Annotated in this window: 27 protein-coding genes; 13 read left to right on the top strand and 14 right to left on the bottom strand. The window is 60.7% G+C overall.

The features are described from left to right. The first annotated feature begins 24 nt into the window (after positions 1 to 24). Positions 25 to 636, top strand: coding sequence for an outer membrane beta-barrel protein (locus ACMG4M_RS15610; RefSeq protein WP_414430363.1), 612 nt, complete (start codon positions 25 to 27; stop codon positions 634 to 636). Between the two features lie 187 nt (positions 637 to 823). On the opposite strand, the gene ACMG4M_RS15605 is transcribed toward ACMG4M_RS15610, so the two are convergent. After that, the gene (locus tag ACMG4M_RS15605; protein WP_414430362.1) at positions 824 to 1,732 is read right to left on the bottom strand and encodes a hypothetical protein; all 909 of its coding nucleotides are present in this window, start codon (positions 1,730 to 1,732) and stop codon (positions 824 to 826) included. A gap of 26 nt (positions 1,733 to 1,758) precedes the next feature. After that, positions 1,759 to 2,412, bottom strand: coding sequence for an HAD family hydrolase (locus ACMG4M_RS15600; RefSeq protein ID WP_414430361.1), 654 nt, complete (start codon positions 2,410 to 2,412; stop codon positions 1,759 to 1,761). A gap of 211 nt (positions 2,413 to 2,623) precedes the next feature. Here ACMG4M_RS15600 and ACMG4M_RS15595 point away from each other — a divergent pair, with 211 nt between their 5' ends. The 3 genes from ACMG4M_RS15595 to ACMG4M_RS15585 are packed head-to-tail and all read left to right on the top strand — an operon-like array spanning position 2,624 to position 6,901. Beyond that, the gene (locus ACMG4M_RS15595; protein ID WP_414431145.1) at positions 2,624 to 3,157 is read left to right on the top strand and encodes an RNA pyrophosphohydrolase; all 534 of its coding nucleotides are present in this window, start codon (positions 2,624 to 2,626) and stop codon (positions 3,155 to 3,157) included. After that, a complete protein-coding gene (ptsP, locus tag ACMG4M_RS15590; protein ID WP_035245304.1) occupies positions 3,150 to 5,426 on the top strand; it encodes a phosphoenolpyruvate--protein phosphotransferase in 2,277 nt (758 codons plus the stop codon). Before ACMG4M_RS15595 ends, ptsP begins: the two co-directional genes overlap by 8 nt. A gap of 44 nt (positions 5,427 to 5,470) precedes the next feature. Continuing rightward, on the top strand, positions 5,471 to 6,901 hold the full coding sequence (locus ACMG4M_RS15585) for a M20/M25/M40 family metallo-hydrolase (RefSeq protein ID WP_272998505.1): 1,431 nt from the start codon (positions 5,471 to 5,473) through the stop codon (positions 6,899 to 6,901). A gap of 19 nt (positions 6,902 to 6,920) precedes the next feature. Here ACMG4M_RS15585 and ACMG4M_RS15580 read toward each other — a convergent pair whose 3' ends face one another. Then, positions 6,921 to 7,664: an NRDE family protein gene (locus tag ACMG4M_RS15580; protein ID WP_272998507.1), complete on the bottom strand. Its 744-nt coding sequence runs from the start codon at positions 7,662 to 7,664 to the stop codon at positions 6,921 to 6,923. 154 nt (positions 7,665 to 7,818) lie between these two features. Between ACMG4M_RS15580 and ACMG4M_RS15575 the strand changes: the two genes are divergently transcribed. The 4 genes from ACMG4M_RS15575 to ACMG4M_RS15560 all read left to right on the top strand — a co-directional run bounded on the left by ACMG4M_RS15575 (position 7,819) and on the right by ACMG4M_RS15560 (position 10,861). Beyond that, entirely contained in the window at positions 7,819 to 8,622 is an 804-nt protein-coding gene (locus ACMG4M_RS15575) for a sulfite exporter TauE/SafE family protein (RefSeq protein ID WP_414430360.1), read from the top strand. Positions 8,623 to 8,627: 5 nt separating this feature from the next. Continuing rightward, positions 8,628 to 9,443 (top strand): prolipoprotein diacylglyceryl transferase, encoded by an 816-nt coding sequence (gene lgt / locus ACMG4M_RS15570; RefSeq protein ID WP_414430358.1) that lies wholly within the window; start codon positions 8,628 to 8,630, stop codon positions 9,441 to 9,443. After that, on the top strand, positions 9,440 to 10,273 hold the full coding sequence (locus ACMG4M_RS15565) for a thymidylate synthase (RefSeq protein ID WP_035245297.1): 834 nt from the start codon (positions 9,440 to 9,442) through the stop codon (positions 10,271 to 10,273). Before lgt ends, ACMG4M_RS15565 begins: the two co-directional genes overlap by 4 nt. A gap of 78 nt (positions 10,274 to 10,351) precedes the next feature. Beyond that, positions 10,352 to 10,861, top strand: a complete 510-nt coding sequence (locus ACMG4M_RS15560; RefSeq protein ID WP_035245295.1) for a dihydrofolate reductase — start codon at positions 10,352 to 10,354, stop codon at positions 10,859 to 10,861. Between the two features lie 264 nt (positions 10,862 to 11,125). Here ACMG4M_RS15560 and ACMG4M_RS15555 read toward each other — a convergent pair whose 3' ends face one another. The 3 genes from ACMG4M_RS15555 to ACMG4M_RS15545 all read right to left on the bottom strand — a co-directional run bounded on the left by ACMG4M_RS15555 (position 11,126) and on the right by ACMG4M_RS15545 (position 13,192). Next, positions 11,126 to 11,545, bottom strand: a complete 420-nt coding sequence (locus ACMG4M_RS15555) for an OsmC family protein (RefSeq protein ID WP_232221999.1) — start codon at positions 11,543 to 11,545, stop codon at positions 11,126 to 11,128. Between the two features lie 193 nt (positions 11,546 to 11,738). Beyond that, on the bottom strand, positions 11,739 to 12,419 hold the full coding sequence (locus ACMG4M_RS15550) for a hypothetical protein (RefSeq protein ID WP_035245290.1): 681 nt from the start codon (positions 12,417 to 12,419) through the stop codon (positions 11,739 to 11,741). A 278-nt stretch (positions 12,420 to 12,697) separates the two neighbouring features. Then, positions 12,698 to 13,192 (bottom strand): DUF6231 family protein, encoded by a 495-nt coding sequence (locus tag ACMG4M_RS15545; protein WP_232221997.1) that lies wholly within the window; start codon positions 13,190 to 13,192, stop codon positions 12,698 to 12,700. Positions 13,193 to 13,477: 285 nt separating this feature from the next. Between ACMG4M_RS15545 and hemP the strand changes: the two genes are divergently transcribed. Both hemP and ACMG4M_RS15535 read left to right on the top strand, forming a co-directional pair. Further along, positions 13,478 to 13,654: a hemin uptake protein HemP gene (gene hemP / locus ACMG4M_RS15540; protein ID WP_414430357.1), complete on the top strand. Its 177-nt coding sequence runs from the start codon at positions 13,478 to 13,480 to the stop codon at positions 13,652 to 13,654. A gap of 298 nt (positions 13,655 to 13,952) precedes the next feature. After that, a complete protein-coding gene (locus ACMG4M_RS15535) occupies positions 13,953 to 14,915 on the top strand; it encodes a ChuX/HutX family heme-like substrate-binding protein (RefSeq protein ID WP_272998511.1) in 963 nt (320 codons plus the stop codon). A gap of 402 nt (positions 14,916 to 15,317) precedes the next feature. Here the strand turns inward: ACMG4M_RS15535 and ACMG4M_RS15530 are convergent, their stop codons facing one another. The 5 genes from ACMG4M_RS15530 to dapF form a co-directional block, all read right to left on the bottom strand. Next, complete coding sequence (locus tag ACMG4M_RS15530; protein ID WP_035245283.1) at positions 15,318 to 15,632, bottom strand: YqcC family protein; 315 nt, start codon at positions 15,630 to 15,632, stop codon at positions 15,318 to 15,320. Continuing rightward, positions 15,625 to 16,440: an HAD family hydrolase gene (locus tag ACMG4M_RS15525; RefSeq protein ID WP_414430356.1), complete on the bottom strand. Its 816-nt coding sequence runs from the start codon at positions 16,438 to 16,440 to the stop codon at positions 15,625 to 15,627. The genes ACMG4M_RS15530 and ACMG4M_RS15525 overlap by 8 nt, the downstream gene beginning before the upstream one ends. A gap of 115 nt (positions 16,441 to 16,555) precedes the next feature. Next, positions 16,556 to 17,509 carry a tyrosine recombinase XerC gene (gene xerC / locus ACMG4M_RS15520; RefSeq protein ID WP_414430355.1) on the bottom strand — a complete coding sequence of 318 codons (954 nt, stop codon included), beginning with the start codon at positions 17,507 to 17,509 and terminating at the stop codon, positions 16,556 to 16,558. A 16-nt stretch (positions 17,510 to 17,525) separates the two neighbouring features. Further along, positions 17,526 to 18,251: a DUF484 family protein gene (locus tag ACMG4M_RS15515; RefSeq protein WP_272998513.1), complete on the bottom strand. Its 726-nt coding sequence runs from the start codon at positions 18,249 to 18,251 to the stop codon at positions 17,526 to 17,528. A 29-nt stretch (positions 18,252 to 18,280) separates the two neighbouring features. Then, complete coding sequence (gene dapF / locus ACMG4M_RS15510) at positions 18,281 to 19,132, bottom strand: diaminopimelate epimerase (protein ID WP_414430354.1); 852 nt, start codon at positions 19,130 to 19,132, stop codon at positions 18,281 to 18,283. Between the two features lie 211 nt (positions 19,133 to 19,343). Between dapF and ACMG4M_RS15505 the strand changes: the two genes are divergently transcribed. The 3 genes from ACMG4M_RS15505 to ACMG4M_RS15495 all read left to right on the top strand — a co-directional run bounded on the left by ACMG4M_RS15505 (position 19,344) and on the right by ACMG4M_RS15495 (position 21,958). Beyond that, positions 19,344 to 20,186 (top strand): 23S rRNA (adenine(2030)-N(6))-methyltransferase RlmJ, encoded by an 843-nt coding sequence (locus ACMG4M_RS15505; RefSeq protein ID WP_272998514.1) that lies wholly within the window; start codon positions 19,344 to 19,346, stop codon positions 20,184 to 20,186. 279 nt (positions 20,187 to 20,465) lie between these two features. Next, on the top strand, positions 20,466 to 21,374 hold the full coding sequence (locus tag ACMG4M_RS15500) for a Na+/H+ antiporter NhaC family protein (RefSeq protein WP_414430353.1): 909 nt from the start codon (positions 20,466 to 20,468) through the stop codon (positions 21,372 to 21,374). Positions 21,375 to 21,376: 2 nt separating this feature from the next. Next, the gene (locus ACMG4M_RS15495; RefSeq protein WP_414430352.1) at positions 21,377 to 21,958 is read left to right on the top strand and encodes a Na+/H+ antiporter NhaC family protein; all 582 of its coding nucleotides are present in this window, start codon (positions 21,377 to 21,379) and stop codon (positions 21,956 to 21,958) included. A 183-nt stretch (positions 21,959 to 22,141) separates the two neighbouring features. Here ACMG4M_RS15495 and lysA read toward each other — a convergent pair whose 3' ends face one another. The 3 genes from lysA to argH form a co-directional block, all read right to left on the bottom strand. Beyond that, the gene (gene lysA, locus ACMG4M_RS15490) at positions 22,142 to 23,383 is read right to left on the bottom strand and encodes a diaminopimelate decarboxylase (protein ID WP_272962163.1); all 1,242 of its coding nucleotides are present in this window, start codon (positions 23,381 to 23,383) and stop codon (positions 22,142 to 22,144) included. Positions 23,384 to 23,385: 2 nt separating this feature from the next. Continuing rightward, positions 23,386 to 23,553 (bottom strand): LPS translocon maturation chaperone LptM, encoded by a 168-nt coding sequence (gene lptM, locus ACMG4M_RS15485; RefSeq protein WP_414430351.1) that lies wholly within the window; start codon positions 23,551 to 23,553, stop codon positions 23,386 to 23,388. 96 nt (positions 23,554 to 23,649) lie between these two features. Further along, positions 23,650 to 25,050: an argininosuccinate lyase gene (argH, locus tag ACMG4M_RS15480; RefSeq protein ID WP_035245274.1), complete on the bottom strand. Its 1,401-nt coding sequence runs from the start codon at positions 25,048 to 25,050 to the stop codon at positions 23,650 to 23,652. Positions 25,051 to 25,171: the final 121 nt, after the last annotated feature.

Genomic DNA, 25,171 nt, shown 5'->3' with positions numbered 1-25,171 from the left:
TCAATACTTGAGAGGACCTTTTCTATGTTTAAGAAGACTTTGCTTGTGTCAGGGATTGCCCTGGCTGTTGCTGCACCGGCCATGGCGGAGCAGCAGACTTCCATGGTTCGCGATAACGGCTTTTCCTACACCTATGGGCAGTTGGCCTATGACCGGTGGGATCTGGACAACGATGTGGACGTGGATGCCCTGACCGCAGAGGGTTCCTTTGCTCTGGATGAGCATATTTTTCTGCGTGGTAGCCTGGGGTTCTTTGATGGTGATTACGATCGCGGTCCGTTCCGTGATGGCGATGTGGATGGTACTCGGCTCTCCGCGGGTGCCGGCTTTCACACGCCGTTGCAGCGAGGCCTGGACTTCGTGACATCCGCCGACATCATCTACGATGACCGTGATCTTGATCCGGGTAAGTCAGATGATGAGATCGGTTTCGAGCTGCGCGGTGGCCTTCGTCACGCGACTACCGAACAGCTAGAACTGTCCGGTGGCCTGACCTACATGGATCTGTACGACGACGATCTGGGTGTTTACGGCCAGGGTCTGTTTAAACTGACCCCGGTGGTGGATCTGGGCGCCCGCGTTATTGTCGGTGGCGACCGTGATACCTACGGTGTGTTCGGCCGCTACAATTTCTAAGTAGCGTTCAGCACAAAAAAAGCCCGCCGGGTGAAAATCCGACGGGCTTTTTTTGTGACTGGGGCCCGCGTGTTGCCCTGTGTTGATTGCATTTGTAGGAGCGGCGCTTGAGCCGCGAACCTGCTTGTTCCCCCTCGCTTCGCTCGGTTCGCGGCTCAAGCGCCGCTCCTACAAAGGTTTTACTCTTTCAGGGCTGATTCAGCCAGGTTGCCAGCGCGTCAGGGCCTTCTTTTTTCGATGCTGCTAGGGCCTCCTCAATGCCCGGCGCTTTTTCTGCCCAGGCTTCCAGTGCGGTCTGATCCATATTGCGCACACCCTTCAACAACCGTTCCGCATTTACTTCGCGCACGGTTGCCGGAATAAACAAGCCTTCTGCTTCCAGGTCGGTGCTGTCCTTGCGGGCGTGGCGGGCCAGGGTTTGTTCCAGGCCGCATGTCAGGGCCTGTGAATCAAGGGGCGCCTCCACGGACAGCAGCTTGGCATCGGTCACCAGTTGCTCGGCGGTGAGTTGAAGATATTGTCGCCGGCGCAGGGCGATCTCGTCATCGCCGGCCAGCAGGGGCAGTGCCTTGGGGGCTTCTTCCGTGCCATTGAGTGCTACAAACAGGGCGGCGAAGCCCAGGCTGGCTTCGCTGGCATCGGTGGCGCCGTGTTGGGTGCGCAGGGATTTACGCGTCATTTCCAGATAGGGATCGCTGATCAGGCCAGATTCCGGCCATTCCGGCAGGGCATCCAGATAGCCGGGGTAGAGCGGCCAGGTGTCCATGCGGTTGAGCAATTCCTGCTGCCCGAGCTGGCAGGAGCGGCTGGCCGCGAGCAGGTAATGGTCGACAAAAGCGGCATACCAGCTTTGCAGGCGATCGCGCAGTTCATCCAGTTGCGCCTGCTCGCGATTCTGCGTGAAATCGTCCAGGGCCTGCTGCCATGCGGCGGCATTGTCCTGAAAGGCCTTGTCCGCACTTTGCTGCCAGTCGGTGGCCGGAATGTCCGCCATCGTGGCCGACAGATCGGCCTCTTCGGCCGGCGCCGGCTCCGGTGTGTTGCTGTCGCAGCCGCTTAACACCAGTGCCAGCAGTGCGGCCAAAAAATAACGCATGGTTCCCCTTCCCCTTTCTATGAATCTCAGCGCAGGCTGATGACCGGCCAGCCTTGTTCCCGTGCTTCCCGGTCCAGGGTGGCATCCGGGTCCACCGCCACCGGGTTGTCCACTTTTCGGAGCAACGGCAAGTCATTATGGGAATCACTGTAGAACCAGCTGCCGGCAAGGCTTTCGTTGTTGGCACGCAGCCATTCTGCCAGCCGTTCCACCTTGCCGTCCCGGTAGCTGGGAATGCCGGCCACGTTACCGGTATAGCGCTCACGCTTGCACTCGGCCACGGTGGCGATCAGGTGATCCACGCCCAGGCGGTCCGCCAGCGGTGCGGTGACGAAATCGTTGGTGGCGGTGATGATCATCAGAGTATGGCCCTGGTCCCGGTGCTTCTGCAGCAGGGCTTCTGCCTTGGGTAGCCACATGGCATCCAGCTTTTCCGCCAGGAACTGCTCACGCCAGAAATGCAGCTGTGCCATGTCATGCTCGGCCAGCACTTTCAGGGAAAAACGCAGGTAAGCCATGATATCCAGACGGCCATTCTGGTAATCCACGTAGAACTGGTCGTTGGTGTCCTTGTAATGTTGCTGGTCGACAATGCCTTTTTCTACCAGCCAGTCCCCCCACAAGTGGTCGGAATCGCCGGCGATCAGGGTGTTGTCCAGGTCGAAAATTGCGAGCGTCATGGCCTCTCCTTACGTGAACAGCACATTTTATGCGAAGCGAATGACAAGTTATAGGGAGTGGCCAGGCGGCCTGGCGTCTTGCTGTCAGCGTTTCTGGACCAGATGTTGCACGGTTGTGCATTGATTGCGGGTTGCCCGGCAAGGTTTAATGGGCCAACAAGGAGCCAGAGTCGGCAATGGTGTGCCGGCTCGCAGAGACACCATGACAGGCATTATTGATGAAAAGGGATTCCGGCTGAACGTCGGGATTATCATTGCCGGCGAGGATGGCCGGGTATTCTGGGGTCGCCGCGTGGGTAACCGCGATGCCTGGCAGTTTCCCCAAGGGGGCATGATGCCCGGAGAAACCCCGGAGGAAACGCTTTTTCGCGAGCTGGAAGAAGAGGTCGGTCTGCGTCGTGAACATGTGGAGATTGTGGCCAGCACTGAAGGGTGGCTGACCTATCGTCTGCCGCGCCGCTTTTTGCGTCGGCCTCGCAATCGTCCCCATTGTATTGGTCAGCGGCAGAAGTGGTTTCTGCTGCGGCTGACGGCGGAAGAGGCAGCCATTGATCTGTTCGCCAGCGACAGCCCTGAATTCAAGGCCTGGCGCTGGGTCAATTACTGGTATCCGATTCGCAAGGTGGTGCATTTCAAACGCGGCGTTTATGCCCGCGCCCTGCGCGAACTTGCCCCGGCCCTGAAGGGGGAACGGGAAGAGCAGGAAAAGAACCGGATTTCACCGGGAGACAACCCCAATGCTTGATACCCTGCGACGCATTGTCCAGGAAGTGAACAACGCGGCGGATATCCCCTCCGCGCTGAACCTGATGGCCAAGCGGGTTCGTGATGCCATGGGCACCGAGGTGTGCTCCATTTATCTACGTCACGAAGAAGAGCAGCGTTATGTGTTGATGGCATCCGAAGGCCTCAAGCAGGAAGCGGTGGGTCATGTCAGTCTGGGGCTGTCGGAAGGCCTGGTGGGTCAGGTAGGCCTGCGCGAAGAGCCGGTGAACCTGGAAGATGCCTTCAGCCATCCCAAATTCCATTACCTGGCGGAAACCGGCGAAGATCCGTTTCACGCCTTTCTCGGCGTGCCGGTGATGCATCATGGCAAGGTGCTCGGGGTGATGGTGGTGCAGCAGCGTGATGTGCGCCGTTTCGATCAGAGTGAAGAAGCCTTTCTGGTGACTATCTCCGCCCAGTTGTCGGCGGTGATTGCCCACGCCCATGCCTCCGGGGTGCTGTTCGATCAGCTGGATCCGGGAGGGCCGGACCTGCCCAGTTTTTATGATGGTCTGCCCGGCTGCCCTGGTGCGGCCATCGGCTTCGGCGTGCTGTTGTTCCCGGCGGCGGATCTGTCTGCCGTGCCGGATCGTCAGGTGGAAGATGTCAGCGCGGAAATCGCCCGCCTGGATGATGCGCTGGTGCGCGTACGTCAGGAAGTGCGAGACTTGGCCGAGCGAGCGTCCAAGAGCCTGGGGACCGAAGAGCAGGCGTTGTTTGATGTTTATCTGCGCATGCTGGATCGGCATGCGTTACCCGCCGAAGTGATTGTGCATATTCGCGAGGGCCAGTGGGCCCAGGGGGCCCTGCGCACCGTGGTGGATGCCCACGTGCGCAACTTCGAGATGATGGATGACCCCTATCTGCGCGAACGGGCGGCGGATGTGCGCGATCTGGGGCGACGGGTACTGGCGCAACTGCAGAGCCAGAACCGCCGGCATATCGTGTTCCCGGATGACTGTATTCTGTTGGGCGAAGATATTTCCGCGCCCATGCTGATGGAAGTTCCCCGCGAGCGGATTCGCGGCATCGTGACGACCCGTGGCTCGCGCAACTCACACATGGCCATCGTCGCCCGCGCCATGGGCATCCCCACCGTGGTGGGAGCCCAGAACCTGCCGCTCAAGAAGATGGATGACAAGGAAATCATCGTTGATGGTTTCCGTGGCCGGGTGGTGGCCAATGCCTCACCGGAGCTCAAGGAGCAGTTCGAAGAAATCATCGCCGAGGAGGCCAATCTCCAAGCGGGCCTGGAAAAGCTGCGCGATGAACCGGCAGAAACCCTGGACGGTGTCCGCATTCCCCTGCAGGTGAACACCGGCCTGATGACCGACATCAACCGCTCCATCGAGCGTGGTGCCGAAGGGGTGGGGCTGTATCGCACGGAAATTCCCTTCATGGTCCGCGACCGCTTTCCTTCTGAAGAGGAGCAGCGGGTGATCTACCGGGAGCAGCTTGCCGCCTTTGCGCCGCACCCGGTGACCATGCGCACCCTGGATATCGGTGGCGACAAATCGCTGAGCTATTTCCCCATCGAAGAGGAAAACCCCTTCCTGGGTTGGCGGGGTATCCGCGTCACCCTGGATCACCCGGAAATTTTCATGGTGCAGGTGCGGGCCATGCTCAAGGCCAGCGACGGCCTGGACAACCTGCGCATCATGCTGCCCATGGTCACCAGTGTGATCGAGGCGGAAGAAGCCCAGCATCTGATTCACCGTGCCTGGCTGGAAGTTCGTGATGAAGGCCTCGACATTGCCATGCCTCAGGTGGGGGTGATGATCGAAGTCCCCGCGGCCGTCTACCAGGCCCGGGCGCTGGCACAGCGAGTCGACTTTCTGTCCATCGGCACCAACGACCTGACCCAGTACCTGTTGGCGGTGGACCGCAACAACCGTCAGGTGGCATCCCTGTACAACTCCTATCACCCGGCGGTGCTGCATGCCATTTTGCATGTGGTCGAGCAGGCTCATGAGGAAGGCGTGCCGGTATCCGTGTGCGGGGAGATGGCCGGGGAAGTGGGCTCGGCGTTGCTGTTGATGGCCATGGGCGTTAACGCTCTGTCCATGAATGCCTCCAACCTGCTCAAGGTGAAAGCCGCCGTCCGCCAGGTCAAAGCCAGCTTTACCCGCCAGTTGCTCAACGAAGTGCTGGCCATGGACAACGGCGAAGTCATCGCCGCCTACGTGGACCTGCAATTGGACAAGGCTGGGCTGGGCGAGCTGCTGCGCAATCGCAAGGCGCTGGTCTGACGAAACAGCGAGCCTGTCAGAACAACAAGACGTGAGGGCTGAACATGAAACGCTTGCTGCAATTGCTGGCGCTAGCTGTGCTTATCCTGCTCGCGGTGCTGCTCTATCACACCCTGACCTTGCCGCAGGCAGACAGCCGCGTTGCCGAGCTGCCCGATTTGCCGCAAGCCATGGATGAAGACGCCATGGTTGGGCGGTTGGCCGCGGCTCTGCGTTTTCCCACCCTGCCGGACCAGCCGGATGCCTTCGTCGGCTTCCATGATTTTCTGCGCGACAGCTTTCCGCTGACCCACCAGACCCTTTCGTTAAAGGCCTTCGGCCATAGTCTGCTGTATCACTGGGACAGCAAGAACGACTGCCCGCCACAATTGCTGCTGGCCCATCAGGATGTGGTGCCAGTGTCCTCCCCGGAAAAATGGCAGAAGCCTCCTTTTGCCGGCGTCGTTGATGACGACTTTGTCTGGGGCCGCGGTGCCCTGGATGACAAGGGCAGCCTGATGGCGATTCTGGAAGCCACGGAAGCCTTGCTGCAAAGCGGTCAGGCTCCCGCCTGTGATGTGTATCTGGCGTTCGGTCACGATGAGGAAATCGGTGGCCGCGAGGGCGCGGTGAAAATGGCTGCCTGGCTGGAACAGCAGAACCTGCGGTTTGCCCTGATTCTGGATGAGGGAGGCATGATGCTGCCGGGCAGCACCCTGGGTATGGATCGTCCGGTGGCGTTAATGGGGATTGCCGAGAAGGGTTACATGACAGTGGAACTGCAGGCGGAAGCTGAACCGGGGCATTCCTCCCGGCCGCCGGAGAGAACGGCCATCGGTGATCTGGCTGCGGCGATTCATCACTTGCAGACGCACCCCAGACCGGCATCTTTGAGTCTGCCCACCCGGCAGATGCTGGAACAGGTGGCGCCTCATCAATCGTTTGCCAAGCGGCTGGTGTTTGCCAATCTGTGGCTGTTCGAGCCGCTGATTATTCGCCAGCTGGAAGGCAAACCGGAAACCAATGCCCTGCTGCGCACCACCATGGCGCCCACCTTGCTGGAGGCCGGGGTAAAGGAAAATGTGCTGCCGGCTACCGCCAACGCCACTCTGAACTTCCGGCTTGCGCCAGGAGAAACCCGCGACAGTCTAAGGGCCTATCTGCAAAACGAATTACCGGACAATATCAGCGTCACCTCGAAGGGCGCTTTCCTGTCCGATCCATCCGCCGTCACCGACATCCCCTCCGCCAGCTTCGATCGACTGGCCGCGCTGGCGCGGGCGTTACCGGAACAGCCGGTGGTGGCCCCCTACCTGCTTATCGCCGGCACCGATGCCCGTCACTACCAGCACCTGTCCGACCAGGTATTCCGCTTTATGCCGGTCTCCCTGGGCCAGGACGATCTGGCCCGTTTCCACGGCCACAACGAACGCCTGCCCCGCAAGCAGTATCCGCACATGGTGCGGTTTTATGCGGGGCTGATGTTGGGGCAGTAACGGATCTGCGTAGTCAGGGTTAACTGCGCTGCAGAGATCCGCTGGCTGAGCCGTCCGGCAGCCAGCCCTGTTCCAGCATGATCGGGTCACGGTCGCGATGCAGTTCGACCACACTGCTGGCGCGGGTGCCGTAGGTGGGGGACTGGATAAAGACCGGGGCCACCAGACGTTCCAGGTCCAGACCGACGCCGGTGTCGGGAAGTTCGCTGTCCGGGGGCTGGAAGTGGTCGTCGACCACTTCCATGAGCTGTTCTGTGCTGCAGTCGGCGGTGATGGCGTTGGCCAGATGTTGTTTGGCCCGTTGCACCTTGGGCCAGGGATCGTCCAGCAGGCCGTTGCACAGGCCGTGAATGCCGGGGGTGACCGCTTGCGGAGCGCCGCCGCGGTTGCCCAGGTACCAGAGGCTGTCGGGGGTGCCTACCAGCAGGTTGAAGGCGCCGTAGTGGTGCTGTTGTTCGGCCAGTTCCCGGCAGAACTGTTCCGGCGACTGGCTGCCTTCCAGGAAGGCCAGGGGCAGCAGGCCCCGGGAGCGTTCGCCGCTTTGTCGGCCGGCGATGGGCTCGCGGTAGTTGGTGACCACGGCGACACGGCCATTGCGGTGGATGCCCAGCCAGGTACCGCCGGCGGTCAAGTCCAGACCACAGAAGATATCGCCACGCCAGCGGGCGGGCTCGGCGGGGCGGGCGTGGAATTCATCCCGGTTGGCGGCCATCCGCAAGGGGGTAGCTGAATCTGGTTGCCAGTCGAAAAGCACAATGCACATGAATGTTGCCAGTCAATAAAGGGTATGGGCTGGTGCCTTCGCCTTGCTAGCAAGGCTCCAACGGGAAGGGTAATCCCGCCAGCGTGTGGCACTTGTAGCGTGCTAGCATACCTGCCTTGCGTATAGATTATGAACCGGCGCTAAGGGCTGGCCAATGTGGGAACTGTTTCTGATTTGTCTGGGGGTTGGTGTGGGTGCCGGGCTGCTGGCCGGGGCGCTGGGCCTGGGCGGTGGTGTGGTGATTGTGCCGGCGCTGATCTTTCTGTTTCACGGGCTCGGTTTCCCCGCTGATCTGGTGGCGAAGATGGCGGTGGCCACCTCTCTGAGCACCATCATGATCACCTCTATCAGCGCGGTGCGTACCCATCACAAGGCCGGCTTTGTGCGCTGGCCGGTGGTGTTGCGGCTGGGCGTGGGCATTGTGCTGGGGGCCTTCGCGGGTGCCTTTATTGCCGATGCCATGAAAGGGGAACTGCTGACCCGGTTGTTTGGTCTGTTTGCCATGGTGATTGCCTTGCAGATGGCACTGACGGGCCGCAAAGCGCCAGACGGCAACCTGCCGGAACGGGTGCCGGGGGCGGTGGGGTTGGGTGTGGCCGGGGTGTTGATCGGTACCGGGTCCGCCATTTTTGGTATTGGCGGCGGTTCGTTGACGGTGCCGTTCCTAAGCTGGTGCCGGCTGAAAATGCAGGAGGCGGTGGCCATCGCTTCCGCCTGCGGTCTGCCCATCGCCATTGCCGGCACCCTGGGTTTTGCGTTGGCCGGCTGGCAGGAAACCCGGCTCCCCGAGGGGGCGCTGGGTTATGTGTTTTTGCCGGCCACAGCCGGTATAGTGCTCACCAGTTTTCCGTTCGCGCGACTGGCGGCGCGACTCAGCCACCGGCTTCCTTCAGCGATGCTGAAAAAGGTGTTCGCGGTGGTGTTGTTTGTCATCGGCCTCAGGCTGGTTTTGGGATAGGCATTATGGAATTTCCGCAGATTGATCCGGTGGCGATTGCCATTGGTCCCCTTCAGGTGCACTGGTACGGCCTGATGTACATGATCGGCTTTGCCGCCGCCTGGTTGCTGGGGGTATACCGCGCCAAACAACCGAACTCCGGCTGGACCAAGGACCAGGTGGGCGATCTGGTCTTCTACGGCGCCATGGGGGTGATCCTAGGTGGCCGGCTGGGCTATGTGCTGTTCTATAATTTCGGCAAGTTTCTCGATGATCCGATCTGGCTGTTCAAGCTGTGGGACGGCGGTATGAGCTTCCACGGTGGCGCCATCGGGGTGCTGGTGGCGTTCTGGTTGTTCGGCCGCAAGATCAACAAGCGGTTTTTCCAGGTGGCAGATTTCATGGTGCCCATGGTGCCGATCGGCCTGGCCACCGGACGCCTGGGTAATTTCATCAATGCAGAGCTGTGGGGTCGCACCAGTGATGCGCCCTGGGCCATGGTGTTTCCCACCGATCCGGACCGCCTGCCACGGCACCCTTCCCAGCTGTACGAGTTTGCCCTGGAAGGGGTGCTGCTGTTTCTCGTGTTGTGGTTCTATTCGGCGAAGCCGCGGCCGGCCGGGGCGGTGACCGGGCTGTTCGGGGTTGGCTATGGTCTGGGCCGAACCTTTGTGGAGTTTTTCCGTGAACCGGATGCCCACCTCGGTTACCTGAGCGGTGGCTGGCTGACCATGGGGATGTTGTTGAGCATCCCGATGATACTTCTCGGTGCCGCCATGATGGTGTGGGCCTACCGCCATGATGATCGTGCCGCCACCACCCCTTCCGGGAGTCGTTCATGAAGCAATATCTCGATCTGCTGCGCCAGGTGCGTGAGCATGGCACTTTCAAGGAAGACCGTACCGGTACCGGCACCTATGCGGTGTTCGGCCATCAGATGCGTTTTGATCTGAGCGAAGGCTTCCCCATGGTCACCACCAAGAAGCTGCACCTGCGCTCCATCATTCACGAGCTGCTGTGGTTTCTGTCTGGCGACACCAACATCCGTTATCTGAAGGAAAACGGAGTGTCGATCTGGGATGGATGGGCGACCCCGGAAGGTGAGCTGGGCCCGGTCTACGGCGAGCAGTGGCGTAGCTGGAAAACCCACGATGGCCAGGTGATTGACCAGATCAGCGAGGTGCTGGCGGAGATCAAGCGTAACCCGGATTCCCGCCGCCTGGTGGTCAGTGCCTGGAACCCGGCGGTGCTGCCGGACCCGTCCATTTCCCCGGACGCCAATGCCGCTGCCGGCAAGCAGGCACTGCCACCGTGCCACTGCCTGTTCCAGTTCTATGTGGCGGACGGCAAGTTGAGCTGTCAGCTGTATCAGCGCAGCGGCGATATCTTTCTGGGCGTGCCGTTCAACATCGCCTCCTATGCGTTGCTGACGTTGATGATGGCGCAGGTCTGTGGTCTGGAGCCCGGCGATTTCGTGCATACCCTGGGTGATGCGCACCTGTATTCCAATCATCTGGAGCAGGCGGATACCCAGCTGGCCCGCGACCCGCGCCCATTGCCTACCATGACCCTGAACCCGGAGGTGAAGGATCTGTTTGCCTTTACCTTCGAGGATTTCACCCTGAGCGATTACGAGCCCCACGCCCACATCAAGGCGCCGGTGGCGATTTAGAAAAACGCTTGCACGCTTTCACGCAACACGCCGACACGCGTGGTGCATGCAAGCGTGCTGCGTGTCAGCGAGGTTTGCATGTCCATTCGTCTTTCCCTGATGGTCGCCAAGGCCAGCAATAATGTGATCGGCCGCAATAACAAGCTGCCCTGGTATCTGCCCAACGACCTGAAGTACTTCAAGCAGGTCACCTTTGGCAAGCCAGTGATCATGGGCCGCAAAACCTGGGACTCTCTGGGTAAGCCGTTACCCGGTCGCACCAATATCGTCATCACCCGCCAGCCGGATTTTCAGGCAGAAGGCGCCAAGGTGGTGGCGACGCTGGAAGAGGCGGTGACCATGGCGGAGAACGTGGCTTTTATCGAAGGACAGGACGAAGCGGTGGTGATGGGTGGCTCAGAGATCTATGCGCTGGCGCTACCGAAAACGGACCGGCTCTATCTCACCGAAGTCCATGCGGAAGTGGAAGGGGATACCTGGTTCCCGGAATACGACACGTCTGAATGGAAAGAGATCGGCCGGGAGGATTTCCCGGCGGAAGGGCCGAACCCCTACGATTATTCGTTCGTGGTGTACGAGAGGAAATAGGGGCGAGCTACACTCGGTTGGATAGGGGGCTGACCTAGGCACCTCTACGAAGCCGCTGTAGGAGCTATGCTTGCATGGCGAACCGCGCTTGCGCGGAAATCGACCGGAGGGCGATCAGGGATATCAGGGCTCGACAGGTTTCAGAAAGAATGACGGGCAGGCCTGGTTTCCCGGTTCGCCATGCAAGCATAGCTCCTACATAAAACCGGGCTCAATCGATTAGCTCTGCCTTATCCGCGTCGCAGCTAGAAGCTCGTAGCTGATTCACCCCCTCGGCTTGATCAATACTTCACTCTTCACAGACTGCGCAATAAAGCATTTCTCGTGGGCGCGCTGGTGCAGGGCCTGGATCTTGCCAGCATCCGGTTGTTCGCCGCTGAAGGTGGCCAGGGGCTGCAGCAATACCTGCCGCACATAGATCATCGCTTTTTCATTCTGGCCGAGGATGGCTTCGGGGGCATCATCGTAGCTGGTGACGGACAAGCCTTCGCGGGCGGCTTCGGTGAGGAATGACAGCAGGTGACAACTGGCCAGGGAGGCAATAAAGGCCTCTTCCGGTTCCATGAATTCCTGCTGACCATGATGGCCATCCACCACACGGACTTCATTGCCATCGGCCAGGTGCCAGAGGTAGTGATCCTCGCCGTGGGTGCTCCAGCTCAGATGCATAGTGTGTTGTGGCACGAGATATCCCCGGTTGGTTTATTCTTCAGGGCAGTATGCCATCAAAACTGCCACTTGCCATGGCGGCTTTGGTCGAAGTCGGTGACAAAACGTCAGCGGGCGGTGTCGGTTGTATCCGGAAGGAGAGCGCTGGCAGGGCAGAACAGCGGCAGGTGGCGGTGGCGGGAAAGTGGTGAAAACGTTACCGCCACCACTAGGTGGCACTGTCCTGGGCCATTTCCCAATAGCGGAACACGGCCACATTCACCAGCGCGCTCATCAGGCTGACCGGCACGCCCACTAGCAGGGCGGTAGCCTGGGGCTGGCTGATGACGGAGGTCACCAGGCTGGCCAGGATGCTGCTCATCATCAGGTAGGCGAGAAACACCAGCACCAGTATCAGCATCAGCGGCCACTGCTGGGCTTCTGTCATGGCGAAGGATTGGCGCAGGGCGTCAATGGGGTTGCGGCGTTTCAGGACAACCAGGAAAGGCGCGAAACACAGGCGGGTGTAGACCCATAGCGCCGGGAAGAAAAATGCCAGCCAACCCAGCGAGACACCAACGGCCATGATGGCGTAGGTGGCCAGCAGCATTGGATAGACCAGCAAGGCGGCGGCCAGGCATTGCAGCAGGCCTGCGGGTTTGCCGGTGCGGGTGGCAGCGAGCTGAGCGATCAGTGCGCCTTCGGCCAGGGGGCGGCTGAGCAGCACAATGGCCAGGCTGATGCCGCTGAACTGCAGGGCGCCGCCGGCCTCTTCCGGAAATACAAAGCTGGGGCCAAACAGCCATTGACTGGCTTCGGTGAGCAGGGCAAACGGCGCGGTGACCAGAAAGATCGGGCCAAGGTTGCGCCACCAGAAAAAGAGAATTTCGCGAAAACGTTGGCTGATCATATTGGCTGTAAGGTGTAGCGGGAAAGGCGCTATTTCACCACAGCGGGCGGGATGTGCACAGGGAAAGGGGCAATATTCGTCAGTGGGGCGTTGATGGTGGTGGGGCTGGTTGCAGGTAGGGTGAATTAGCCGAAGGCGTAATCCACCTTTCCACCACCGTGAAGAGAAACCCAATTAACACCGATCGGCGAGTTTAGCTCCTCCATGCCCTTGAGTTATCGGCAGAGGGAGGATTGTGGATTACGCCTTCGGCTAATCCACCCTACGGCACAGCCGGGTCACCACCAGTACTTGCCCCAGTTTTCCGGGTTGGCCCAGAAGCGCGGGTTGTTCCATTTGCGCTCAAAGTTGTAGTTGTCCAGGTCGTAGCTGTAGATGTTCAGCTCGCGGCCATCCTGGGCAAAGTGTCCCTGTTCCCGGCAACCCAGTGCCAGAAATCCATTGCTGGGCCAGCGTAGTTTCTGCGGGGCCAGGGTGGGCTGGTACACCGCCACCATGGAATCGGTGTGCAGGTTTCGCAGCAGGCCCATCAGTGCCTCGCCGTCCCGCTGGCTCATGTACTCCAGCTGGTCGGCCACAATCGCCATATCTACCCGCTCGATATCATCCAGTGCCGCAAAGGGATCCTGCTCCTGGATTTCCACCAGATTGCAGTCGTGGTCCTTGCACCATTGGCTGACGACGGGGATGGGGTTGAGGCTGACGGTAACAATGGAGGAAGGCTGGTGGCTATCCAGGATAGCGGCCAGACGTTCCTGGGGGGATTCAGTCATGGGGTGTGCCATCGCGGTATTCATGAATTCAGTCTAGCGCGGTTGTGCAGGGCTTTCGATAGGGGAACGTAAAAACACTTGCCGGATGGCGGACAAAGAAAGACAAAGCGCGCAGAAGTCCGATGGCGGGTGCCAGAAAGGGAGAAGGGTTAACGTGGAAAGATCCATTAACGCTGGCTTGCGTCAGGGCTGCGTTGTGACCCCCATCAGAAAATCAGGAAAGAGCATTGACGGCCCTCCAATCAATAATGATAATGATTCTCATATACAGACAAGGAGGCCAGCATGACTCAGCTCAAGAAGAACGTCACCAAGACTACCCGCCGGGTTGCGATCAATGCAGAAAGCAGTGTTGCCAGCAGCTTGCTGCTCAATCATCAGGGCAAGCTCTGGATTGAGCATGCCGGTGAGCGTTACCAGTTGCGACGTACCTCCAATAATCGGCTAATTCTGACCAAGTAACACGGCGCGCAACACGCTATACGCAACAACGCGGTATCGGCTTTCAGATTTTCTGGCCAGCAGGACGCGTATCAGGTTTCCGGGCGGGGCCAGTCACAATGAAAAGCATTTCTTCGTGTTGATGCGTGTCCCGTGTTGCATGCAGCGTCTCAATTTCTCCCTGACGTGGATCGCCAGCCGCCGCCAGCTTTCCACACCTAATAACAAGCACCGTCGACCATTAGGCGCTTCTGAATAACCCTTTCTGAACAGGGCGCCAGAGGTGTCTTAACCGGTGGTGCGGCGATCTGGAGGTAGCATGTCAGTGATGGCGTGGTCCCCGGCGCCGGCGGCATCCCCTCTGCTTCGTCAGTGCGGCGCTGCCCTCGGTGATCGGGTTTTACGATTGCAGGACGAGCCGCTGGCCATTCTCAAGGCCCTGTACCGGCTTGGCTCCCTGGTGGTGACGACTTTTACCAGTGGTTCCCGGGTATCCCAGAACATGCACTACCCGGCTTTCCATGAGGGCGAGTGGTGGCTGGAGTCAGTGGGTGACCGTTGCCGGTTACGGCAAAGCCTGCAGGTGTCCCAATGGCATTCGGTACTGGCAGTGCTGGAACCCACCGGCGCCTTGCCGGCCCGCAGTCTGGTGTTTTTCGACCGCCAGGGGCAACCGCTGCAACAGATGGCGGTGGCGCCGGACAGTGGTGGCCTGGCATTCGAGGAACTGGTCTGTGCCATGCTGCACCCGGATCAGCAGACGCTGAATCCGCCTGCCGGTCTGCCTCGCATTGTGGCGGGTGAGTTAGGGTCGCTATCGCAACTGGAGCGGGACTGGGCCGGCAGTGCCGACGAGGAGGATTTCTCCCAGCTGCTGCAGCGCTGCCACAACCAGCGCGCCGTGCTGTATCGGTCGGTGCGTGACAGCTTTGCCTGCATGGTGCGCCCGGAAACCCTGCCGGCGGTGCTGGCGGAAGCATCACATCGCGATAATGCGACCACCTTGTGTGTTGGCAACCAGGGGGTGCGTTTGTGTATGACCGCACCCTGGTCGTCGCCACGCTGGCAGGGCAGTCATTGTCATCTGGCCCACAACGGCGCGTTGATATCGCTGGACATGGCAAAGATGCACAGCCTGTGGCGTCTGCGAAAGCCCGGCGAGGGACAGGTGATCACGGCCCTTGAAGCCCTGGATAAAAACGGCAACTGGTTGTGGACACTGTCGGCTGGCGAAACGGAGTCAGACTGGCGGGCGTTATTAAGGGATAGCGTGATTCGGTAGCTCGAGCTGCGCTCGATTGGATTGGGAAAGGCTAAAAGTTCCTCAACCTCCGAGCTCTCTTCGCAGTCGCTGTAGGAGCACCTCTTGAGGTGCGAACCGCGCTTGCGCGGAAATCGCCCGCAGGGTGATCAGGGATATCAGAGCTCGACAGGTTTCAAACAATGCAGCAGCCCTCGTCTCTGTCCCCTCGCTACGCTCGGTTCGCATCTCAAGGGGTGTTATTCGCTTCGCTCACCCCTCGGGCCGCACGGAACTACGTGCGTTACTTCGCTACGCTCCGTTCCTACATTGAATCTCAAATCCTCGCTAAGGCCTGAATCGCGCCGCCAGCGACGCTCCTACAGTGTGTGGGTTCGCCTGCAAGCAGTCTCCTACGGATGCGCGTTGCCGCTTGCCACTACCTCAAAAGTGCTCGTCGAAACGCTTGAGCAGATCAATGATCTCGCTGACATCTTGCTCCATTCCCTTCAGAGCCTCTTCTGCCATGGGGCTCACGTCGCACTGGCCGGGCAGGGGATGGTCGGCGTCGAGGATGGCGCGGAAGCGGCCGATAAATACCCACTGCAGCCACTGGCTGAAAGCCATGGTGTCGGCAAAGAAGGGGGTGCTGCTGTCGAAGGCAGCGGGCGCCGGGGGCTGTTGTTCCCACAGGCCCTGCTGGTCCAGCTCGGTTTGCAGATCGTCCAGAAGGTTGGCAAGTTGCGCGCGCTTAGTCATCGAAAAGGGGTACCAGGTCCGGGAGTTCGTGAAGGTTGTGAATATGGTGACGGGGGTGGGCCAGATCAACCGGCCAGTCCAGATCGATCAGGTTGGCCCAGATGGCATGCATGCCGTGTTCGCGAGCGGCATGCACATCCTCCAGGGGATGATCGCCCACATGGACGGCCTGGCTGGCGTCGACACCTGCTGATGCCAGTGCCGCCAGGAACATGTCCGGTGCGGGCTTGCGCTTGCCGATGGTTTCCGCGGAGTGGTGGAAGGTGAACAGCTCGGCGATGCCGATTTGTTGCAGATCCGCGTTGCCATTGGTCAGGGCGCCCAGCTGATAGCTGTCGGCCAGTTGTTCGAGCACGCCCAGGGCACCGGGGAAAAACGTCACCTGATTACGGGCGCGATGGAAAACCAGAAAGGCTTCTTCGGCAATCTTGCGCGCCTCATTGGTGCTGAAGCCATGCTCGGTAAAGGCCCGGGCCATGGCGTCCTGGCGCAGGGCTGTCAGGTTGTCCAGATAATCCGGCCGCTCCCGCAGTAGCGCCGTGCGTACCGCGCGTACCCGCTCGGCGCTCAGCGCCTGGGCAGCTTCGGGGTGGCGGTCAATGATCCAGTCACTGCATGCCTTCTCCGCCCGGCGAATCACTTCGTCCACCGGCCAGAGGGTGTTGTCCAGATCAAAGGTAATCAGTTTGAGTCGGCTCATGGCGCTATTGTAACGCATGGCAGGGGCTGTGGCCCGACCATGGCGACGAAGCTGCTGTAGGAGCTCCCTTCCAGGGGGGCGAACCGTGCGCAGCACGGAATCGGCCATAGGGCGATCAGGGATATCTAGGCGCGATAGAGCCTTGAACAATGATCCCCCTTCGGGCGCCTCGCTACGCGAGGTTCGTCCCCTAGGAGGGAACTCCTACAGGGAGCGACAGACGTCAGGACGATTCCTCGTCATCCCTCTTGCGGCGCTGCGCTCTTGGATGAGCGCCGTCATACACCTGGGCCAGGTGCTGGAAGTCCAGGTGAGTGTAGACCTGGGTGGTGGCCAGATCTGCATGGCCCAGCAGTTCCTGTACCGCGCGCAGGTCGCCGGAGGATTCCAGCAAATGGGTAGCAAAGGAATGCCGTAGTTTATGGGGGTGCAGGTGATCATCCAGGCCCCGTTCCAGGGCATGGCGTTTCAGGCGTTGCTGTACGCTGGAGGGCGACAGTCGACGGCCATTCTTGCTCAGGAAGAGCGCTTTTTCTTCGCTGTCCTTGATGAACAGGGTGCGGGCCTTGAGCCAGCGGCGCACGGCAGTGAGGGCGGGTTTGCCGATGGGTAGCTGGCGGGTCTTGTTACCTTTACCAGTGACCAGCAGCTGGCCGGCACTCAGATCCAGGCTGTCCAGATTCAGGCTCAGCAGTTCTGCCAGGCGCAGGCCGCAGGCGTAGAACAGTTCCATGATGGCCTGGTCGCGCAGGCTCAGCGGGTCGCCTTTTTCCATACCCGCGTCCAGCAGCTGGCCCACCTGGTCCGCATCCAGGGCCTTGGGCAGGCGCTTGCCACTTTTCGGTGGCCGCACATCCACCGCCGGATTGTCCCGGGCCAGCCCTTCTCGCATCAGATAACTGTAAAAGGTGCGCAGTGTGGACAGCAGGCGGGCAATGGTCTTGCCGCCTTTTCCCTGCCGGTGCAGGGTGGCCACCAGCGAGCGCATGTCGTGCACGGTGAGCGTGGCCCAGTCCCGCTGCCCGGTGAGGCGGAGGGCTTCTTTCAGGTCACGCTGGTAGTTGCTGACGGTGTGCGGGGAGAGGCGGCGCTCGGAGGCCAGATGGGTTAGGAACGAATTGATAACTGATAATTGATAATTGATAGCGCCAGAAGCGGCTGGATGTTCGTTATCCATTATCAATTATCCATTCTCAATTGATTTCCCCGGTCTTTTTGGCAGCCTGATGCGGGTATTGCCGCAGGACTTCGTGCAGGCGGCGGCTGAGGACCTGGCCGATGTGGGTAATGAACAGGGTGCCCAGGGAGCTGCGGAAGTGCATGGCGCTTTTGCTGCCGATGGCCAGCAGGCCCAGTTTGCCCTGGTACTCGAGCGGTACCATGGCGGCGGAGCGGATGTCGGTGGCGTGCTCCTGGAACAGGGCCTGCATTTCCTCTTCGCGCATGGCGCCGCAGACCGCCTTGCCGTTGCGCAGCAGGTGGTTGAGGGCGCTGGGCAGGGCGTCGCTGTCGACACAGCGAATCTGGTTGCGCAGGTCGCCAAGGATGGGCAGTTCCCGGTCGTAGAGCATCAGCGCCACCCGGTCACAGTGGAAATCATCGCCGAGGCTGGTGAGCAGGTTGCGGAACAGTTTTTCGGCTCCTCGCGCTTCCAGCAGAGACAGGGTCAGACGACGGGTCTTGTCGAACAGGTGATCGTTTTCCCGGGCCACGTCCAGCAGGCCGTTGAGGCGGTCACGCAGTTCGTTATTACGGTCGCGGAGAATGGACGCCTGGCGTTCCAGCAGAGAGACAGCCTCGCCCTTGGAGTCCGGCAGGCGCAGCAATTCCAGCAGCTCCGGGCGATGCTGGAAGTAGTCCGGGTTGTCGCGCAGGTAGGCGGCAACCTGGTCGGCGCTGGCTTTGGTGTTCTCCGTCATGGGATTGCGTCCTTCTTGTTCCGCCGCAGTTATGCGCTGGTTACATCAATGCTGCCATCATAGACATGGCTGGCAGGGCCTGTCATCCGGATACCGCCCTGGCCTGAGTAGTGAATCTGCAAGGTGCCTCCGGGCAGGTGCACGGTCACGTCCTGATCCAGAAAACCCCGTCGCTGGCCGATCACGACTGCGGCGCAGGCGCCGGAGCCACAGGCCAGGGTTTCCCCGGCGCCTCGTTCGTAGACGCGCAGGCGGATTTCATTGCGGCTGACGATCTGCATGAAACCCACGTTGACTCGTTCCGGGAACTGTTCGTGGCTTTCCAGCAGTGGCCCCACGGTGTCCACCGGGGCGGTGTCCACATTCTCCACCAGCAGGGTACAGTGCGGATTGCCCAGGCCGACGGCGCCGACTTCGTAGGCATTGTTGCCCGCGACCAGAAAATAGGTGTCCTGTTCACCCTTGGCGATCAGGGGAATCGCTTCCGGCGCCCAGCGCGGTGCGCCCATGTCCACGGTCACCTGCTCGTCGTCGGTCACCGTCAGGGTCATCTGCCCGTCGGCGGTTTCCACCACGATTTCGGCCTTGTCGGTGAGCCCATGATCGCGCACGAAGCGGGCAAAGCAACGGGCGCCGTTGCCACACTGGCTGACCTCGGAGCCGTCCGCATTGAGGATGCGGTAACGGAAATCCGCGTCGGCGGAACGGGCCGGTTGCACGATCAGCAGCTGGTCAAAGCCCACGCCGAAATGCCGGTCGCCAAGGCGGCGGATCTCATCGGCGGAAAAGGGTACGCCGGTTTCTGGCAGCGACTGGCTGATGCCGTCGATGACCATGAAATCGTTGCCCAGGCCGTGCATTTTGGTGAAGCGCAGGTTCATGCGGGGTGTCCGGTACGGGTAAAAAGGCCATTGTACTCCGGGATTCCGGTGGCGTCAGGTGATGGCGCCTTGGTCTTGCTGTAGGAGCGGCGCTTGAGCCGCGAATCGTACCTGGGAAAGTGTTCGCAAGCAGATTCGCGGCTCAAGCGCCGCTCCTACATAGGAGGTGTTGGGTGTACAATGCGGCACCACATACCCGCAGGCCCTGATCATGTTGTCTTACCGTCATAGCTACCACGCCGGCAACTTTGCCGATGTTCTCAAGCACATCGTCCAGGTGGCGATCATCGAGTACCTGAAAAAGAAGGACAAACCCTTCACGGTGCACGATACCCATGCCGGTGCCGGCAGCTATACCATTGCCAGTGATCACATGCAGAAGACCGGGGAATACCGGGACGGCATTGCCCGGTTGTTGGATAACCGCACCGGTGTAGGGGTGATTGACCAGTACGTGGCGCTGGTGAAAAAACTCAACCCGGTGGGCAAGCTCACCGAGTACCCGGGCTCGCCGCTGATCAGCGCCAGCCTGCTGCGCGAGCAGGACCGGCTGCAGTGTTCCGAGCTGCACAGTACCGATTTCGAGTTGCTGCAGCGTCGCTTTGCCGATGACAAGCGGGTGCGTGTGGAAAAGCTGGATGCCTGGCAGGGGTTCAAGGCCATGTTGCCGCCCCAGCATCGCCGGGGGTTGGTGCTGATCGATCCTTCCTATGAGATGGAAGCGGATTACCTTGGCCTGTTGCCGGCGTTGCAGATGGCCATGGAGCGCTTCTCCACTGCGACCTATGCCATCTGGTATCCGGTGCTGGATCGTAACCGCACCGAGAGTTTCATCCGCCGTTTCGTCAAGGCGGAGATTCCCAATATGCTGCGAGTGGAGTGTTGCCCGCGCCCGGATGCCTCCGGCCGTGGCATGACCGGCTCCGGCATGCTGGTCATCAATCCGCCTTACACGCTGGCTCAGCACATGGCCCAGGCCATGCCTGTGCTCAAGAATGCCCTGTGCGAGCCCAACGGGCATACTCTGGTAAGAGAGCTGACCGGCGAGGCCTGACAGCATAAAAAAACAGGGTGCGATGGGCATGTGAATCGCACGGGGCGGGGGAGTCAGTTACCAGTGGCGAGTTGCAGGGAGCGATAATCTAAGTCTTGTTTTGCATGTCGAGACGCGCTTCCCGTCACTCGCCCCGCAGGCCGACCTCCGGCAATGCGCCTTCGCCAGCGTGCTGGTAGACTGCGCCGCTTTTCGCGCCGCCGGTAAGTGCTTACTCGCCGGCGAAGGCCCATAACGGGAAAGAGAGCAACCGGACAGACGGCCGTCTGTAAGCCTGCCATGACACAGTCCTCTTCACATCGTCGCCCCAGCCTGTTCGATGCCCTGCTGCCGATAGTCGTGCTGGTGGCGTTGTTGGCGGCGGCGGTGTACCTGTTCGGTGACAGTGCCTCTTCCGGGCCCAACCAGATTGCCCTGTTGCTGTGTGCCGGGCTGGCCTCGCTGATTGCCTTCAAGAACGGGATGTCCTGGCGGGACATCGAAACCGCCATGATCAAGGGGATTTCCGTGGCCCTGGGCGCGGTGCTGATTCTGCTCAGCGTGGGGGCCTTGATCGGCACCTGGCGGCTGGCCGGCATTGTGCCGTCGCTGATCTATTTCGGGCTGGAGTTGATGAACCCGGCCCTGTTCTATGCAGCGGCCTGCCTGATCTGCGCCATTATCGCCCTGAGTATTGGTTCCAGCTGGACGGTGGCGGCCACCGTGGGGGTGGCGTTGATCGGGGTGGCCAACGGTCTGGGGTTGTCGTTGCCGGTGGCTGCCGGGGCGGTAGTGTCCGGCGCCTATTTCGGCGACAAGATTTCGCCGCTGTCGGAAACCACCAACCTGGCACCGGCGGTGGCCGGCTCGGATCTGTTCGAGCATATCCGCCTGATGCTGTGGACCACGGTGCCGTCGATTGTCATCGCGCTGCTGATTTTCCTGTTCATGGGGTTCAATGCGGAAGTGGCCGGTGACACGGTGGACCGCATCCGCCCGCTACTGGCCGGTTTGGATAACCAGTTTCATATCTCCTTTCTGCATCTGATTCCCCTGCTGGTGTTGCTGGTGCTGGCGCTCAAGCGCATGCCGGCGCTGCCGGCGATCTTCCTGGGGGCTTTGCTGGGTGGCGTCTGGGCGCTGTTGTTCCAGCCCGAGGCCATTACCGCCCAGGCGGGGGGGCGCAGGCGGATCTGGCGGCGTCACTGAAAGTGGTATGGCAGACCTTTTATGGCGGTATCACGGTGGAGACTGGCGATGGGGCGCTCAATGATTTGCTGTCCGGTGGCGGCATGGCGTCCATGCTCAACACGGTCTGGCTGATTCTCTGCGCCATGACCTTCGGGGCGGTGATGGAGCATGCCGGTTTGCTGGCCAGACTGATCGAAGGTTTGCTGGCCGCGGTGAAGGGGGCGGCGGGATTGATTGCGGCTACCCTGGCCACCTGTCTGGGCAGCAATATCCTCACTGCGGACCAGTATATTTCCATCATCATGCCCGGGCGCATGTTCCGCGAGGCCTATGAAAAGGAAGGGCTGGCGCCGGTGAATCTGTCCCGGGCCCTGGAGGATGGCGGTACCATCACCAGCCCGCTGATTCCCTGGAATACTTGCGGGGCCTATATGCAGTCGGTGCTGCTGGTGCCGGTGACGGACTATCTGTTCTATGCGTTCTTCAACCTGATCAACCCGCTGCTGGCGCTGGTGTATGCCTGGCTGGGGATCAAGGTGCTGCGTCTGACTCCGCCGGGGGCAGGAGGGTTTCCCCCAGGGCCTTCTACGAAGCCGCAGTAGGAGCGGAGCTTGCGCCGCGAACCACGTGAAAACGCGAAATCGTCTGCAGGATAATCAAGCTTCTCTGGCCTTGCCGTCTTCCTCCCGTTAATCCTGGCGACGCCCTGCCAAAACGCTGCAATAAAAAAGGCGGAATACCTTTCAGGTATTTCCGCCTTATGCCGTGATTTCTGTTCGCTGGAGTCAGGGTAGTAACGATTCCAGTTTTAGCTGATCTTCATAGGTTTCCCGCTGGCGCACCACAAAGGCCTGGTCGCCATCCACCATCACTTCGGCGGGGCGGTTGCGGCTGTTGTAGTTGCTGGCCATGGCAAAGCCATAGGCGCCGGCACTGCGCACTGCCAACAGGTCGCCGGTCTCCAGGGACAGGGCCCGGTCCTTGCCGAGAAAGTCACCGGTTTCGCAGACCGGGCCGACGATATCCCAGTCCCGACAATCCGCATCATGGGGTTTTACCGGCACGATGTTCTGCCAGGCCGAATACAGGCTCGGTCGGATCAGGTCGTTCATGGCGCCGTCGACGATGGCGAAGTTCTTGTGTTCGGTGGGCTTGAGAAACAGCACCTGGGTGACAAAGATGCCGGCGTTGGCGGCAATGGCCCGGCCCGGCTCGATATGCACCGGCAGGTCGCCGGGGATGTGCTTGAGCAGGGCCTGCACGTAATCTGCCGGCGCCGGAGGCGCTTCCTCGTTGTAGGTCACGCCCAGACCGCCGCCCAGATCCAGATGGTGAATCTCGATACCCAGATGCTGCAGTTGTTCCAGCAGCTTGAGTACCCGCTCCAGGGCATCTTCGAAGGGCGACAGCTTGGTGAGCTGGCTGCCGATGTGGCAGTCGATGCCCAATACCTTGATGTGTGGCAGCTCGGCGGCGCGCTGATAGAGTGCCGGTGCCTTGGCGATATCCACGCCGAACTTGTTGTCCTTCAGGCCGGTGGAGATGTAGGGGTGGGTCTGGGCGTCCACATCCGGGTTCACGCGGATGGCGATGGGCGCTTCACGATCCAGTTCGCCGGCGACCAGATTGAGCAGTTCCAGCTCGGCGGCGGATTCCACGTTAAAGCAATGAATGTTGGCTTTCAGGGCGGCGGCCATTTCATCGGCGGTCTTGCCGACGCCGGAAAACACGATCTTGTCCGGATCGCCGCCGGCGCGCAGTACCCGCTCCAGTTCGCCGCCGGAGACGATATCAAAGCCGGCGCCGCAACGGGCCAGCACGTTCAGTACCGCCAGGTTGGAGTTGGCTTTCACCGCATAACAGACCTGGTGAGGATGATCGCCGAAGGCCTCGTCGAAAGCCTGGAAGTGACGTTCCAGGGTGGCACGGGAATAGAGGTACAGCGGCGTGCCGAAACGGTCGGCCAGTTGTTCTACCGGCAGTTCTTCGGCGAACAGCTCGCCGTCGCGGTACTGGAAGTGATCCATGATTATTCCTGTTCCCCGTCATCCTGGTCGGATGCGGCGGGTTGGTCGGCGTTGTCGTCCTGTGCCTCTACGGGCTCGGCGGCGGGTTCCTGAGGGGCAAAGTACAGCGGGCCTTTCTGGCCGCAGCCAGCCAGCAGGGCGACAAATAGCAGGGCGATGATGCGCATCATCAAGCTCCGAATGTGCGTGCGAAGGCGGATAGCGTGGTGCTTTCCGCCTCGGCGAAAGATGGCGGAAAGGACCGTGCCCTGTCCGCCCGAGGTTGATCAGTGACCGGTATTGTCCAGCGCCTGCCGGGCACGGGCAACTGCGGCGCGCACCTGATCGGGGGCGGTGCCACCGATATGGTTACGGGCGCTCACTGACCCTTCCAGAGTCAACACGTCGAACACGTCGTCTTCGATCTGATCACTGAACTGCTTCAGTTCAGACAGGGACATGTCGCTCAGGTCCTTCTTCTTTTCTACGCCGTAGGCCACGGCCTTGCCAACGATTTCGTGGGAGTCGCGGAAGGCAATGCCCTTGCGTACCAGGTAATCGGCCAGGTCGGTGGCGGTGGCGAAACCGCGACGGGCCGCTTCGCGCATTACCTCGCGGTTGGGCTCCAGGGCCGGGATCATGTCGCCGAAGGCGCGCAGGCTGCCTTTGATGGTGTCCACGGCGTCGTAGAGCGGCTCTTTGTCTTCCTGGTTGTCCTTGTTGTAGGCCAGCGGCTGGCTCTTCATCAGGGTCAGCAGGCTGATTAGATGGCCGTTGACGCGTCCGGTCTTGCCGCGCACCAGCTCCGGCACGTCCGGGTTTTTCTTCTGCGGCATGATGGAGCTGCCGGTACAGAAGCGGTCGGGCAGGTTGATAAAGTTGAACTGGGCGCTGGTCCACAGCACCAGTTCTTCGCTGATCCGTGACAGGTGAGTCATGGTCAGGGCGGCCAGGGCACAGAATTCGATGGCGAAGTCCCGGTCGCTGACGGCATCAAGCGAGTTTTCGCAGACGCCGTCAAAACCCAGCAATTCGCAGGTGCGCTCGCGGTTGATCGGGTAGGTGGTGCCAGCCAGTGCAGCGGCGCCCAGCGGCATGCGGTTGACCCGCTTCTTGCAGTCCAGCAGGCGTTCGCGGTCGCGCTTGAGCATCTCGAACCAGGCCAGCAGGTGGTGGCCGAAGGTCACCGGCTGGGCGGTCTGCAGGTGGGTGAAGCCGGGCATGATAGTGGCCGCTTCACGCTCGGCCAGGTTCAGCAGGCCGGTCATCAGGTGCAGATACTGCTCTTCCATGATCAGCATTTCATCGCGCAGCCACAGGCGGATATCGGTGGCCACCTGGTCGTTGCGGCTGCGGCCGGTGTGCAGCTTCTTGCCGGTGATGCCGATCTTGTCGGTGAGCCGCGCCTCGATGTTCATGTGCACGTCTTCCAGGGCCACGGACCACTGGAATTCACCGGCTTCGATTTCCTTCTGGATTTCCGCCAGGCCGTTGATGATGGCATCGCGCTCCTCATCGGTGAGCACGCCCACTTCTGCCAGCATGGTGGCATGAGCCTGGGAGCCGAAGATGTCCTGGCGGTACATGCGCCGGTCGAAATTCACGCTGGCGGTGAATTCCTGAACGAACTGATCGGTGGATTCGCTGAAGCGGCCGCCCCAGAGTTTGTTCTGCTGCTTGTCGGTCATCGTACGGTTCCCATGCATAAAGCCGGATTTGCGAGGCGCGCAGTATAGCAGGGACCGGGGACCCCCTGAACAATCGGTATTGCTTGGGTGACGTGCTCGCTTAAGGTATAACTGCCTGTAA

This window comes from Alcanivorax sp. IL3 (assembly GCF_047495465.1).
Taxonomy (GTDB): Bacteria; Pseudomonadota; Gammaproteobacteria; order Pseudomonadales; family Alcanivoracaceae; genus Alcanivorax; species Alcanivorax jadensis.
The sequence above is the reverse complement of the archived record's forward strand: the minus strand, read 5'-3'. Positions and strand labels throughout refer to the sequence as shown.

What these genes read in the sequence shown, in the direction of transcription:
- lgt (WP_414430358.1), top strand. Translation starts at nt 8,628, where the DNA reads ATGGAATTTCCGCAGATTGATCCGGTGGCGATTGCCATTGGTCCCCTT.
- hemP (WP_414430357.1), top strand. Translation starts at nt 13,478, where the DNA reads ATGACTCAGCTCAAGAAGAACGTCACCAAGACTACCCGCCGGGTTGCG.
- xerC (WP_414430355.1), bottom strand. Translation starts at nt 17,509, where the DNA reads ATGGATAACGAACATCCAGCCGCTTCTGGCGCTATCAATTATCAATTA.
- ACMG4M_RS15515 (WP_272998513.1), bottom strand. Translation starts at nt 18,251, where the DNA reads ATGACGGAGAACACCAAAGCCAGCGCCGACCAGGTTGCCGCCTACCTG.
- ACMG4M_RS15500 (WP_414430353.1), top strand. Translation starts at nt 20,466, where the DNA reads ATGACACAGTCCTCTTCACATCGTCGCCCCAGCCTGTTCGATGCCCTG.
- ACMG4M_RS15585 (WP_272998505.1), top strand. Translation starts at nt 5,471, where the DNA reads ATGAAACGCTTGCTGCAATTGCTGGCGCTAGCTGTGCTTATCCTGCTC.
- ACMG4M_RS15545 (WP_232221997.1), bottom strand. Translation starts at nt 13,192, where the DNA reads ATGACTGAATCCCCCCAGGAACGTCTGGCCGCTATCCTGGATAGCCAC.
- ACMG4M_RS15610 (WP_414430363.1), top strand. Translation starts at nt 25, where the DNA reads ATGTTTAAGAAGACTTTGCTTGTGTCAGGGATTGCCCTGGCTGTTGCT.
- ACMG4M_RS15565 (WP_035245297.1), top strand. Translation starts at nt 9,440, where the DNA reads ATGAAGCAATATCTCGATCTGCTGCGCCAGGTGCGTGAGCATGGCACT.
- dapF (WP_414430354.1), bottom strand. Translation starts at nt 19,132, where the DNA reads ATGAACCTGCGCTTCACCAAAATGCACGGCCTGGGCAACGATTTCATG.
- ACMG4M_RS15530 (WP_035245283.1), bottom strand. Translation starts at nt 15,632, where the DNA reads ATGACTAAGCGCGCGCAACTTGCCAACCTTCTGGACGATCTGCAAACC.
- ACMG4M_RS15560 (WP_035245295.1), top strand. Translation starts at nt 10,352, where the DNA reads ATGTCCATTCGTCTTTCCCTGATGGTCGCCAAGGCCAGCAATAATGTG.
- ACMG4M_RS15505 (WP_272998514.1), top strand. Translation starts at nt 19,344, where the DNA reads ATGTTGTCTTACCGTCATAGCTACCACGCCGGCAACTTTGCCGATGTT.
- ACMG4M_RS15605 (WP_414430362.1), bottom strand. Translation starts at nt 1,732, where the DNA reads ATGCGTTATTTTTTGGCCGCACTGCTGGCACTGGTGTTAAGCGGCTGC.
- ACMG4M_RS15525 (WP_414430356.1), bottom strand. Translation starts at nt 16,440, where the DNA reads ATGGCCGATTCCGTGCTGCGCACGGTTCGCCCCCCTGGAAGGGAGCTC.
- lysA (WP_272962163.1), bottom strand. Translation starts at nt 23,383, where the DNA reads ATGGATCACTTCCAGTACCGCGACGGCGAGCTGTTCGCCGAAGAACTG.
- ptsP (WP_035245304.1), top strand. Translation starts at nt 3,150, where the DNA reads ATGCTTGATACCCTGCGACGCATTGTCCAGGAAGTGAACAACGCGGCG.
- ACMG4M_RS15535 (WP_272998511.1), top strand. Translation starts at nt 13,953, where the DNA reads ATGTCAGTGATGGCGTGGTCCCCGGCGCCGGCGGCATCCCCTCTGCTT.
- ACMG4M_RS15550 (WP_035245290.1), bottom strand. Translation starts at nt 12,419, where the DNA reads ATGATCAGCCAACGTTTTCGCGAAATTCTCTTTTTCTGGTGGCGCAAC.
- argH (WP_035245274.1), bottom strand. Translation starts at nt 25,050, where the DNA reads ATGACCGACAAGCAGCAGAACAAACTCTGGGGCGGCCGCTTCAGCGAA.
- ACMG4M_RS15600 (WP_414430361.1), bottom strand. Translation starts at nt 2,412, where the DNA reads ATGACGCTCGCAATTTTCGACCTGGACAACACCCTGATCGCCGGCGAT.
- lptM (WP_414430351.1), bottom strand. Translation starts at nt 23,553, where the DNA reads ATGATGCGCATCATCGCCCTGCTATTTGTCGCCCTGCTGGCTGGCTGC.
- ACMG4M_RS15575 (WP_414430360.1), top strand. Translation starts at nt 7,819, where the DNA reads ATGTGGGAACTGTTTCTGATTTGTCTGGGGGTTGGTGTGGGTGCCGGG.
- ACMG4M_RS15580 (WP_272998507.1), bottom strand. Translation starts at nt 7,664, where the DNA reads ATGTGCATTGTGCTTTTCGACTGGCAACCAGATTCAGCTACCCCCTTG.